Annotated in this window: 9 protein-coding genes; 5 read left to right on the top strand and 4 right to left on the bottom strand. The window is 73.7% G+C overall.

Translation table 11 applies throughout. From position 1 onward, the window contains the following. Positions 1-113: 113 nt before the first annotated feature. From AB0E19_RS17405 to AB0E19_RS17395, 3 genes are all read right to left on the bottom strand, one after another. Positions 114-557 carry a GNAT family N-acetyltransferase gene (locus tag AB0E19_RS17405; RefSeq protein ID WP_362180119.1) on the bottom strand — a complete coding sequence of 148 codons (444 nt, stop codon included), beginning with the start codon at positions 555-557 and terminating at the stop codon, positions 114-116. Beyond that, a complete protein-coding gene (locus tag AB0E19_RS17400; RefSeq protein WP_362180116.1) occupies positions 554-1,417 on the bottom strand; it encodes a nitroreductase/quinone reductase family protein in 864 nt (287 codons plus the stop codon). The genes AB0E19_RS17405 and AB0E19_RS17400 overlap by 4 nt, the downstream gene beginning before the upstream one ends. 187 nt (positions 1,418-1,604) lie before the next feature. Then, entirely contained in the window at positions 1,605-2,993 is a 1,389-nt protein-coding gene (locus tag AB0E19_RS17395; protein WP_362180113.1) for a cation:dicarboxylase symporter family transporter, read from the bottom strand. A 188-nt stretch (positions 2,994-3,181) separates the two neighbouring features. On the opposite strand from AB0E19_RS17395, the gene AB0E19_RS17390 reads away from it, so the two are divergent. From AB0E19_RS17390 to AB0E19_RS17380, 3 genes are all read left to right on the top strand, one after another. Beyond that, positions 3,182-4,804, top strand: coding sequence for a sensor histidine kinase (locus AB0E19_RS17390; protein WP_362180110.1), 1,623 nt, complete (start codon positions 3,182-3,184; stop codon positions 4,802-4,804). Further along, positions 4,801-5,490 carry a response regulator gene (locus tag AB0E19_RS17385; RefSeq protein ID WP_362180107.1) on the top strand — a complete coding sequence of 230 codons (690 nt, stop codon included), beginning with the start codon at positions 4,801-4,803 and terminating at the stop codon, positions 5,488-5,490. The genes AB0E19_RS17390 and AB0E19_RS17385 overlap by 4 nt, the downstream gene beginning before the upstream one ends. 307 nt (positions 5,491-5,797) lie before the next feature. Next, a complete protein-coding gene (locus AB0E19_RS17380; protein WP_362180104.1) occupies positions 5,798-6,469 on the top strand; it encodes a helix-turn-helix transcriptional regulator in 672 nt (223 codons plus the stop codon). 75 nt (positions 6,470-6,544) lie between these two features. Here the strand turns inward: AB0E19_RS17380 and AB0E19_RS17375 are convergent, their stop codons facing one another. Continuing rightward, a complete protein-coding gene (locus tag AB0E19_RS17375) occupies positions 6,545-7,570 on the bottom strand; it encodes a 6-phosphofructokinase (protein WP_360602021.1) in 1,026 nt (341 codons plus the stop codon). 375 nt (positions 7,571-7,945) lie between these two features. Here AB0E19_RS17375 and pta point away from each other — a divergent pair, with 375 nt between their 5' ends. Further along, the gene (gene pta / locus AB0E19_RS17370; RefSeq protein WP_362180100.1) at positions 7,946-10,063 is read left to right on the top strand and encodes a phosphate acetyltransferase; all 2,118 of its coding nucleotides are present in this window, start codon (positions 7,946-7,948) and stop codon (positions 10,061-10,063) included. Then, positions 10,060-11,310 carry an acetate kinase gene (locus AB0E19_RS17365; protein ID WP_362180097.1) on the top strand — a complete coding sequence of 417 codons (1,251 nt, stop codon included), beginning with the start codon at positions 10,060-10,062 and terminating at the stop codon, positions 11,308-11,310. Before pta ends, AB0E19_RS17365 begins: the two co-directional genes overlap by 4 nt. The last annotated feature ends 10 nt before the right edge of the window (positions 11,311-11,320 follow it).

Below are 11,320 nucleotides of genomic sequence, written 5' to 3'. Positions count from 1 at the left end.
CGTGCGCTCGCAAGGCGGAGGAGGGAGTCCATGCGGAGCATCGGCGACCGACGACAACGCGGCGAGCGCGCGTGCCAGACGCCGCGAGCCCGGCACGATCCGGAAGAAGCGGCCTAGCTCAGGCTCTTGTAGAAGTGGACGTCCTCCGCGCCGCCCGGGATGCCGAGCGTGCGGCCGGTCTCCGCGTACCCGTGCCGCCGGTAGAAGTCCGGGGCCTGGAAGGTGAAGGAGGAGACGGTGGCGCGGTCGCAGCCGCGCCGGCGGGCCTCGGCCTCGGCCGCGCGCAGCAGCCTGCTCCCCCAGCCGTCCCGGCGGTGCTCCTCGTGCACCCACAGCATCTCGATGCCGAGCAGTCCGCCCCAGGTCCAGGCGGTCAGCCCGCCGACGGTCTCGCCCGTCGCCGGGTCCTGCGCCCGCACGGACAGCGCGCCCTGGTCCTCCGGGGTGGTCCCGGTGGCCGCGAAGTTGTGCGCGTCGAGACCCCGGTCCAGGAGTTTCGCCAGGTCCGGGTCGCGGTCCCCGACGGTCAGCCCCGCCTCGTCGTGATCATGGTTCATGCCGCCGAGTCTGGCACGGGCGCCCTCAGGAGGGGGACGACCTCGGCCTCCTCGTACGCGAAGTGGGCCTCCAGTTCCGCCCGCAGCCGCTCGAATTCGGGCCGCAGCCGCTCCGGCCCCGTCTCGTCGACCCGGGCGAGCAGCTCCCGCAGGCCGTCGAGCGCGCGGGAGACGGTGGCGTGTTCGGCGTGGAGCCGCTCGAAGACCCCGGCCTTCCCGGGGAACTCACGCGCCAGGTACGGGAAGAGGCCGGCGTCCTCGCCGCCGTGGTGCCGGGCGAGGCCCGAGCAGAAGGTGAGGCAGTGGCGGCGGAGCTCCACCGTCAGCTCGGCGGCGCCCGGCGCGGCGAGGCCCTCGGCGAGGGCGGCGAGCTCGCCGCGCAGCCAGTCGTGGACCTTCACCAGCTCGTCGGCGAGGGCGTCGAGCCGGTCCGGCGGGGTGTAGTCGTCGTCCGGGATCCGGTGGAGGACGACGACGGGCAGGACCCGGTCGGTCTGCCTCTGGTAGTCGGCGTAGCCGGGGGCGACGGCGACGACCTTGGCGAAGAGCGCGTCCCGCTCGGCGCCGGTCGCGGCGACGGCGGTGGCCTGCCAGGTGTCCGCGCCCCTTTCCACGGTCACCGTGGGGTTGACGAGGATGTTGCGGTACCAGTCCGGGTGGCGGTCGGAGCCGCCGGCCGAGCCGACGACGAGCAGCCGGTCGCCGTCCTCGGCGAATCCGAGCGGAGTGGTGTGTTCTTTCCCGGACCTGGCGCCGGTGGTGGTGAGGAGCAGGAGCACCCAGCCCTCGAAGGGGCCGCCGAGGCGTCCGGCGTTGGTGCGGAATTCGTCGATGATCGGGGTGTTGAAGTCGAGAGGCAACTGCCGTCCCTACTGTTCTCTTGCCTCCATGTCTCCGCTTTCGAGCGCGGACCGACACGCGACGCGAGGAGCCCCATTTTGACGCGGAGGCCCTTGACGGTGTCAAGGGCCTTCGTCACGGGGCGGGTTCCTCCCGGTGCCCGGATCCGGCTCAAGGCCCGGGTCCCGGGAGGAGGTTCGGTGGGGGTCAGACTCCGGTACGGGCGCGCTCCTCGCCCTGGTCGCGCTGGTCGGGTACGGGGGTGGGGTCGGCGGGCCCGGTGGGGTCGGCGGGCCCGGCGTGGCCGGCGTGGTCGTCGACGAGCGTCGTCTCGTCGAAGGGGATTTTCCCCGCCAGGACCTCCGTCACCCGCGTCCGGTCGATCTCCTTCGTCCAGGTCCCGACCAGGACGGTGGCGACGGCGTTGCCGGCGAAGTTGGTGAGGGCGCGGGCCTCGCTCATGAAGCGGTCGATGCCGACGATCAGGCCGACGCCGTCGACCAGGTCGGGGCGGTGCGACTGGAGGCCGCCGGCGAGGGTGGCGAGACCGGCGCCGGTGACGCCGGCGGCGCCCTTCGAGGCGATGATCATGAAGACGAGGAGGGAGATCTGCTCGCCGATCGAGAGCGGGTCGCCCATCGCCTCGGCGACGAAGAGCGAGGCCATCGTGAGGTAGATGGCGGTGCCGTCGAGGTTGAAGGAGTAGCCGGTGGGGACGGTGATGCCGACGACCGGCTTGGAGACGCCCAGGTGCTCCATCTTCGCGATCAGGCGGGGCAGCGCCGACTCGGAGGAGGAGGTCGAGAGGATCAGCAGGAACTCGCGGCCCAGGTACTTCAGGAGCGACCAGATGTTGACCCCGGCGACCAGCCGGAGCAGCGCCCCGAGGACGACGAAGACGAAGAGGGCGCAGGTCAGGTAGAAGCCGATCATGATGACGGCGAGCGACTTCAGGGCGTCGAGGCCGGTGGCGCCGACCACGGCGGCGATGGCGCCGAAGGCGCCGACCGGCGCCGCCCACATGATCATGGACAGGATGCGGAAGACGAGCCGCTGGATGTGGCCGATGCCGCGGAGCACCGGCTCGCCGGCCGAGCCCATCGCCTGGAGCGCGAAGCCCGCGAGGAGGGCGACGAGCAGGGTCTGGAGGACCTCGCCCTCGGTGAAGGCGGAGACCAGGGTCTTCGGGATGATCCCGAGCAGGAAGTCGGCGGTGCCCTCGCTCGCGCCCTCCGCCTGCTTGGCGCCGGCCTCGGCCAGCTCCTTGGTGAGGTGGAGGCTGGAACCGGGCTCCAGGAGGTTGCCGACGACGAGACCGATCGCGAGTGCGACGGTCGACATCACCAGGAAGTAGCCGAGCGCGAGGCCGCCGACGGCGCCGACCTTGGCGGCCTTGCGGACCGAGCCGACGCCCAGCACGATCGTGCAGAAGATGATCGGCGAGATCATCATCTTGATGAGGTTCACGAAGCCGGTGCCCAGCGGCTTCAGCTCGACGGCCACGCCGGGGGCGAGGAAGCCGACGCCGATGCCGAGCAGGACGGCGCCGATCACGGCCAGATACAGATAGTGGGTGCGGTCCCGGCGTGCGGCCACGGGGTCCTCCTCGCGCTGATGGGGGGCGTCCACGTCCCGGTGGACTCCGCGACTATCCATCAGCCTGTGACCGGGGTCACCGTTGCGTGCGTTTCGTTCATGGCCGAAACGTGCGCCCGCCGCGTCCGCGGAGAACGATTCGGGAACGCGATGCGCGGGAGCAAATCACGGCGTGCACACTTGCACGCATGCGTCTCCCGCTCCTCCGCCCCCTCCCCCGGCCGCGGCCCCGCAGCCTGGCCGGCCAGCTCTTCGCCATGCAGGTCGTGCTGATGGCCGCGGTCGTGGCAGGGTGCGCCGTCTTCGCGTACCTCACGGACCGGACGCAGGCCGAGGAGACCGCGCGCCGGCAGGTGACCGCCGCCGCGACGGCCGTCGCCGGCTCGCCGTCCGTGCGGGCCGCCGCGCGCTCGGACGCGCCGTCCGCCGCGCTCCAGCCGTACGCGGAGGAGCTCCGGCGGCGGGCGGACCTCGCCTTCGTGGTGATCATGGCGCCGGACGGCACCCGGTGGACGCACCCGGAGCCCGACCGGATCGGGGCGCACTACCTCGGCCACATCGAGCCGGCGCTGCGCGGCGAGACCTTCTCGGAGACGTATCCGGGGACGCTCGGCCCGTCGGTGCGGACGATCACGCCGGTCCTCTCCGGGGGGCGGGTGGTGGCCCTGGTCAGCGCGGGCATCACCATCGAGCGGATCAGCGCCCAGGTACGGGAGCAGGTGACCGCGCTGCTCGGGATGGCGGGCGCGGCGCTCGCGCTCGGCGGCGCCGGCACGTACGTCGTCAACGCGCGGCTGCGGCGGCACACCCACGGGATGAACGCCACCGAGCTCAGCCGGATGCACGACTACCACGAGGCGGCGCTGCACGCGGTGCGGGAGGGCCTCGTGATGCTGGACGGGCGGCGCAGGATCGCGCTCATCAACGACGGGGCGCGCGAACTCCTCGGCCTCGACGAGGGGGTGGTGGGCCGGCCCGCGGCGGAGCTCGGCCTTCCGGCCCCGCTGACGGGGGCGCTGCTCTCCTCGGAGCCACGGGTAGACGAGACCCATCTGACGGACGAGCGGGTCCTCGTCGTCAACACCCGCCCGGTGGTGGGCGGGGAGCAGCGGGGCACCGTCGTGACCCTCCGCGACCGCACCGAACTCCAGGCTTTGTCGGGGGAGTTGGACTCCCAGCGCGGGTTCACCGAGGCGCTGCGCTCGCAGGCCCACGAGGCGGCGAACCGGCTCCACACGGTGGTCTCGCTGATCGAACTCGGGCGGGTGGCGGAGGCGGTGGAGTTCGCGACGGCCGAGCTGGAGCTGGCGCAGGCGCTCACCGACCGGGTGGTCGAGGCGGTCGGCGAGCCGGTCCTCGCGGCGCTGCTGCTCGGGAAGGCGGCGCAGGCCAACGAGCGCGGCGTGGAGCTGGTCCTCACCGAGGACAGCCGGATCGACGACGGGCTGCTGCCGCCGGCCCTGGAGCCGAGGGCCCTCGTGACGGTCCTCGGCAACCTCGTCGACAACGCGGTGGAGGCGGCCGGCGGGACCCCGCACGCGCGCGTGACCGTCACGGTCGCGGCCCGCGCGGGCGACGGCGAGCTGCTGGTCCGCGTCGACGACAGCGGGCCCGGCGTCCGGCCCGCCGACCGCGACGCGGTCCTCGGCCGCGGCTGGTCCACCCGGGGCCCGGGGCGCGGCCTCGGCCTGGCCCTGGTCCGCCAGGCCGTCACCCGGGCCGCCGGCACGCTCACCGTCGCCGAGGCCCCCGGGGGCGGCGCCCGCTTCACCGTCCGGGTGCCGCTCCCCCGCGCCGGAGGCGAGGCATGAGCGGGACGCAGGAGATCCGGGTCCTGGTCGTGGAGGACGATCCCGTCGCCGCGGACGCGCACGCGCTGTACGCGGGGCGGGTGGAGGGCTTCCGGGTGGTCGGGGTCGCGCACTCGCGGGCGGCGGCGGTGCGGCTGCTCGACCGGGTCCCCGTCGACCTGATCCTGCTCGACCTCTACCTTCCGGACGGGCACGGCCTCGCGCTGCTGCGGGCGCTGCGGGCCGCCGGGCACGCGGCGGACGTCATCGCGGTGACCTCGGCGCGCGATCTCGCGGTGGTCCGCGAGGGGGTGTCGCTCGGGGTCGTCCAGTACGTCCTCAAGCCCTTCGCCTTCGCGACCCTGCGGGACCGGCTGACGCGGTACGCGGAGTTCCGGGGCGCGGCCGGGGAGGCGTCCGGGCAGGACGAGGTCGACCGCGCCCTCGCCGCGCTGCGCGCCCCGCAGCCGGCCACCCTCCCGAAGGGCCTCAGCGGCCCGACCCTGGAGGCCGTCACCCGCACCCTGCGGGAGGCCCCGGCCGGCCTCACCGCCGCCGAGGCCGGCACGGCGGTCGGCATCTCCCGCATCACCGCCCGCCGCTACCTGGAGCACCTCGTCACCGAGGGCCGCGCCGCCCGAGCCCCCCAGTACGGCCAGATCGGCCGCCCGGAGCTCCAGTACCGCTGGCGCGAAACCACCCGTTGACAGGCCGCGCCTCGGGACCGCGGGCCGCCGTCGCCGCGGAGCCGGCCGGGAGTCCCCGACGTCCGTCCCCCGGGACGGCCGGGCCTGCCGGGCCCGGGGCGTCCCGGGGCGGGCGTGCGGCCTCCCGGGCCGGGCGCGGCGGATCCCGTACCCCTTCCGGCGGCGGCCCGGACGGGCCCGCGGTCGCTCACCGGACGTCACGCACCGCTCACCGGGGATTACCGGCCGGTTCCGACGTTCCTACAGGCCGTGGCCTCATATGAACGCACCGTAGCCATATTCGGCCATTCGTGGCTACCGTGGCCGGGTGCACCATCCCTCTCCCCCCTTCGACGCCCCGGCCGCGCGCCGCCTGCGGCAGGGGCTCGGCATGGCGCCCGCCCATGTCGCGTACGGCCTGCGGGCGCAGTACGGCCTCCCCGTCACCCCCGACGCCGTCGCCGCCTGGGAGCGCGGCACCCTCGTGCCGAGCGAACAGGAGCTGACCGCCCTCGCGGGCGTCCTGTGGTGCTCGCCGGCCGATCTGATCGCCGTCGCCTCCACGCTGCGCGAGCACCGGGTGGCGCGCGGGCTGTCCGTGGAGGAGCTGGCCCGGCGGGTCGGCGTCGCCGCGCACGCGTACGCCCGGATGGAGGACGCGGGGACCTGGAAGGGCACCGAGCGGCAGACGGCCGCGCTCGCCGAGGTCCTGGGGCTCGGCCCGCGCGCCCTGATCACCGCGACCGGCGGCGACGAGCGGCTCGCGGAGCTGCTGCGGGACGCGGCGACGACCCGCTGGCAGGCGTACGTGAAGCCCGCCGTACGGATGCTGCCGCTGTCCAAGCGGGTCGTGGAACCGGCCCTCGCGCGGCTGCACGCGGAGTACCACGCCCACATGGCCGCCACGTCCAGCTGGGGCGCCTCGGGCGCGACGGGCGACGAGGGCCGCGCGTACCTGGAGTCGGTCAACGAGCACTTCTGGGCGGCGGTGGGGCACTAGGACAGGCCCTAGGACCCGGAGAACAGACGACGGAGGTCCCGCCGGGCGGGACCTCCGTCGTCGCGTCGCGGGCGGTCAGAAGACCGACTCGGCCTCGCGGATGCGGTCCGCGGGGACCGTCTTGAGCCGGGTGATGGCCTCGGCGAGCGGCACCATCTTCACGTCGGTGCCGCGCAGCGCCGTCATGTTGCCGAACTCGCCGCGGTGCACGGCCTCCACCGCGTGCCAGCCGAAGCGGGTGGCGAGGACGCGGTCGTACGCGGTGGGCGTGCCGCCGCGCTGGACGTGGCCGAGGATGACCGGCCGGGCCTCCTTGCCGAGGCGCCGCTCCAGCTCGTACGCGAGGGCCGTGCCGATGCCCTGGAAGCGCTCGTGGCCGAACTGGTCGATCTCGCCCTTGCCGTAGTCCATCGTGCCCTCGGCCGGGTGCGCGCCCTCGGCGACGCAGATGACCGCGAACTTCTTGCCGCGGGCGAAGCGCTCCTCGACCATCTTGACGAGGTCGGCCGGGTCGAAGGGCCGCTCCGGGAGGCAGATGCCGTGGGCGCCGCCGGCCATGCCGGACTCCAGCGCGATCCAGCCGGCGTGACGGCCCATCACCTCGACGACCATCACCCGCTGGTGCGACTCGGCGGTGGTCTTCAGCCGGTCCATCGCCTCGGTGGCGACGCCGACGGCGGTGTCGAAGCCGAAGGTGCGGTCGGTGGACGAGATGTCGTTGTCGATGGTCTTGGGGACGCCGACGACCGGCACGCCCGCGTCGGAGAGCATCCGGGCGGCGGTCAGCGTGCCCTCGCCGCCGATCGGGACGAGCGCGTCGAAGCCGCTCTTCTCGACGAGCGCCTTGGCGTTGTCGCAGGCGGCGGCGAAGCGGTCGCGCTCCAGGCGGGAGGAGCCGAGGATGGTGCCGCCGCGGGCGAGGATGCCGCTGACGGCGTTGAGGTCGAGCGGGCGGTAGCGGCCGTCGAGGAGTCCGGCGTAGCCGTCCTCGAAGCCGATGACCTCGTCCCCGTAGTGGGTGACGGCCCGGTGCACGACCGACCGGATCACTGCGTTCAGGCCGGGGCAGTCGCCGCCTGCGGTGAGGACTCCGATGCGCATCGTGCTGTGTCTCCTGCTCGATCGAGGTTCCGTGTGAGCCGTTGACCCGTTGCCTGAGCCGTCGGCCCGCTTCCTTGAGCCGTTTCCGATTCTCACACGACGGATCCGCCAGGGCCCTGTGCCGCCGCTCGGCGCGCGGCGGGGACGGGTCCGTCCGGGGGTCTTTCGTCCCCTGGAGTGGGGCCTTCGTACGGCGGGCGGCGTACCCAGGTGCAGGGGTATTGTCAAGGGGGTAATGCCACCCTATCGGTGCCTTTCCGGGGCCGAGGGTTGACGAAGGTCGAGGGCCGGGCCCGAGGACGGGCCGGGCCCTCGCGCAGGACGGCCCTCCCACGGGACGGGCCCCTTCCGCAGGACGGGACAGGAGACCGCGGCGTGACGCGCAGTGTGTACGTGACCGGGATCGACCGCGGGGACGGCCGCCAGGTCGTCGAGCTGGGAGTCATGGAGCTCCTCACCCGACAGGTGGACCGGGTGGGGGTGTTCCGTCCACTGGTGCACGACGGCCCCGACCGCCTCTTCGACCTGCTGCGCACCCGCTACCGCCTCACCCAGGACCCGTCCACGGTCTACGGCATGGACTACCACGAGGCCTCCGCGCTCCAGGCCGAGCAGGGCACCGACGAGCTGCTCTCCCGGCTGGTCGACCGCTTCCACGCGGTCGCCCGCGACTACGAGGTCGTCCTCGTCCTCGGCACCGACTTCGCCGGCACCCAGGTCCCCGACGAACTGGCCCTCAACGCCCGCCTGGCGAACGAGTTCGGCGCCTCCGTCATCCCGGTCGTCGGCGGCAAGGGCCAGCCCGCCGAGTCCGTCCGCGCCGAGGCCCGCAACGCCTTCCGCGCCTACGACGGCCTCGGCTGCGACGTCCTCGCCATGGTCGTCAACCGGGTCGCCGGCGAGGACCGCGAGGCCATCGCCGACCGGCTGGCCGCCCGGCTCCCCGTCCCCTGCTACGTCCTCCCCGACGAGCCGGCCCTCGCCGCTCCGACGGTCGCCCAGATCACCCACGCGCTCGGCGCCACCGTCGTCCTCGGCGACGACGCCGGCCTCGCCCGCGACGCCCTGGACTTCGTCTTCGGCGGCGCGATGCTGCCGAACTTCCTGGGCGCGCTGACCCCCGGCTGCCTCGTCGTCACCCCCGGGGACCGCGCCGACCTGGTCGTCGGCGCGCTCGCCGCCCACTCGGCCGGTACGCCCCCGATCGCGGGCGTCCTGCTCACCCTCGACGAGCGGCCCACCGACGCGGTCCTCACCCTGGCCGCCCGGCTCGCGCCCGGCACCCCGGTCATCTCCGTCGCCGGCAACAGCTTCCCCACCGCCGCGGAGCTCTTCGCCCTGGAGGGCAAGCTCAACGCCGCCACCCCCCGCAAGGCGGAGACCGCGCTCGGCCTCTTCGAGCGGCACGTGGACACCGCCGACCTGCTCAAGCGGATCTCGGTGGCGCCCAGCGGCCGGGTCACCCCGATGATGTTCGAGCACGAGCTCCTGGAGCAGGCCCGCGCCGACCGCCGCCGGGTGGTCCTCCCCGAGGGCACCGAGGAGCGGGTGCTGCGCGCCGCCGACGTGCTGCTGCGCCGCGACGTCTGCGACCTCACCCTCCTCGGCGACATCGAGGCCATCCGCAAGAAGGCCGCCGACCTCAGCGTGGACCTGCGCGACACCCAGCTGATCGACCCGCAGACCTCCGAGCTGCGCGACGCCTTCGCCCAGCAGTACGCGGCGCTCCGCGCCCACAAGGGCGTCACCGTGGAGCTCGCGTACGACGTCGTCTCGGACGTGAACTACTTCGGCACCCTGATGGTCCAGGAGGGCCTCGCCGACGGCATGGTCTCCGGCGCGGTCCACTCCACCGCCGCGACCATCCGCCCCGCCTTCGAGATCATCAAGACGAAGCCGGAGGCGTCGATCGTCTCCTCGGTCTTCTTCATGTGCCTCGCCGACAAGGTGCTCGTGTACGGCGACTGCGCCGTCAACCCGGACCCGAACGCCGAGCAGCTCGCGGACATCGCGGTCCAGTCGGCGGCCACCGCGGCCCGCTTCGGCGTCGAACCGCGGATCGCGATGCTCTCGTATTCCACCGGCACCTCCGGCTCCGGCGCCGACGTCGACAAGGTGCGCGAGGCGACCAAGCTCGTCCGCGAGGCCCACCCGGAGCTGCGGATCGAGGGCCCGATCCAGTACGACGCCGCCGTCGAGCCCTCCGTGGCCGCCACCAAGCTGCCGGACTCGGAGGTGGCGGGCCAGGCGACCGTGCTGATCTTCCCGGACCTCAACACCGGCAACAACACCTACAAGGCGGTCCAGCGCTCGGCCGGCGCCATCGCCGTCGGACCGGTCCTCCAGGGCCTGCGCAAGCCCGTCAACGACCTCTCGCGCGGCGCCCTCGTCAGCGACATCGTCAACACGGTCGCCATCACCGCGATCCAGTCCCAGATCCCGTCACAGGGCCAGTCCCAGGTTCCGACCCCGGCTCAGGAGCTCCCCGCATGACCGGCACCCCCACCCGCGTCCTCGTCCTCAACTCCGGCTCCTCGTCGGTGAAGTACCAGCTCCTCGACATGAGCGACGGCAGGCTAGCCCAGGGGCTCGTCGAGCGGATCGGCGAGGAGACCTCCCGGCTCGCCCACACCCCGCTCCTGGGCGGCGGGAGCGCGCCGCGCGAGCGGACCGGCCCGATCCCCGACCACGCGGCCGCGCTGAAGGCGGTCGCCGCGGAGCTGGCGGCGGACGGCCTCGGCCTGGACTCCCCCGAACTGGCCGCGATCGGCCACCGGGTGGTGCACGGCGGGCTGCGCTTCACCGAACCGACCGTCATCGACGAGGAGGTCGTCGCCGAGATCGAACGGCTGGTGCCGGTGGCGCCGCTGCACAACCCGGCGAACCTGCTCGGCATCCGCACCGCGATGGCGCTGCGCCCCGACCTGCCGCAGGTCGCGGTCTTCGACACCGCCTTCCACACCACGATGCCGGAGGCGGCGGCGCGGTACGCGATCGACGTGGAGACCGCCGACGCCCACCGGATCCGCCGCTACGGCTTCCACGGCACCTCGCACGCCTACGTCTCCCGGGCGACGGCGAAGCTGCTCGGCAAGGAGCCCGAGGAGGTGAACGTGATCGTGCTCCACCTCGGCAACGGCGCCTCCGCCTCGGCGGTCCGCGGCGGCCGCTGCGTGGACACCTCCATGGGCCTGACGCCGCTGGAGGGCCTGGTCATGGGCACCCGCTCCGGCGACATCGACCCGGCGGTCACCTTCCACCTCAAGCGGGTGGCGGGCATGGACGCCGACGAGATCGACGTCCTCCTCAACAAGAAGTCGGGCCTCGTCGGCCTCTGCGGCGACAACGACATGCGCGAGATCCGGCGCCGGGTCGACGAGGGCGACGCGCGGGCCGCGCTCGCCTTCGACATCTACGTCCACCGCCTGAAGAAGTACATCGGCGCGTACTACGCGGTCCTCGGGCGCGTCGACGCGGTCGTCTTCACCGCCGGCGTGGGCGAGAACGCGGCGCCGGTGCGGGAGGCGGCCATCGCCGGCCTGGAGGAGCTGGGCCTCGCGGTGGACGCGGACCTCAACGCCGTACGGTCCGGCGAACCGCGGATCATCTCGCCCGAGTACGCCCGGGTCGCGGTGGCCGTGGTGCCCACCGACGAGGAACTGGAGATCGCCCGCCAGACCTTCGCCCTGACGGGCGCGGATCCGGTGGCCGAAAAAGTTACTCGAACGACAAACGCCTGAGCGGGCCCGC

The sequence above is a fragment of the Streptomyces sp. NPDC047974 genome (genome assembly GCF_040653375.1).
In the GTDB taxonomy this organism is placed as follows: Bacteria; Actinomycetota; Actinomycetes; order Streptomycetales; family Streptomycetaceae; genus Streptomyces.
This window is presented reverse-complemented; position numbering and strand designations above follow the sequence as displayed.

Excerpts from the sequence above, each read along its gene's own strand:
- AB0E19_RS17365 (WP_362180097.1), top strand. The coding sequence starts at position 10,060 with ATGACCGGCACCCCCACCCGCGTCCTCGTCCTCAACTCCGGCTCCTCG.
- AB0E19_RS17385 (WP_362180107.1), top strand. The coding sequence starts at position 4,801 with ATGAGCGGGACGCAGGAGATCCGGGTCCTGGTCGTGGAGGACGATCCC.
- AB0E19_RS17390 (WP_362180110.1), top strand. The coding sequence starts at position 3,182 with ATGCGTCTCCCGCTCCTCCGCCCCCTCCCCCGGCCGCGGCCCCGCAGC.
- AB0E19_RS17375 (WP_360602021.1), bottom strand. The coding sequence starts at position 7,570 with ATGCGCATCGGAGTCCTCACCGCAGGCGGCGACTGCCCCGGCCTGAAC.
- AB0E19_RS17405 (WP_362180119.1), bottom strand. The coding sequence starts at position 557 with ATGAACCATGATCACGACGAGGCGGGGCTGACCGTCGGGGACCGCGAC.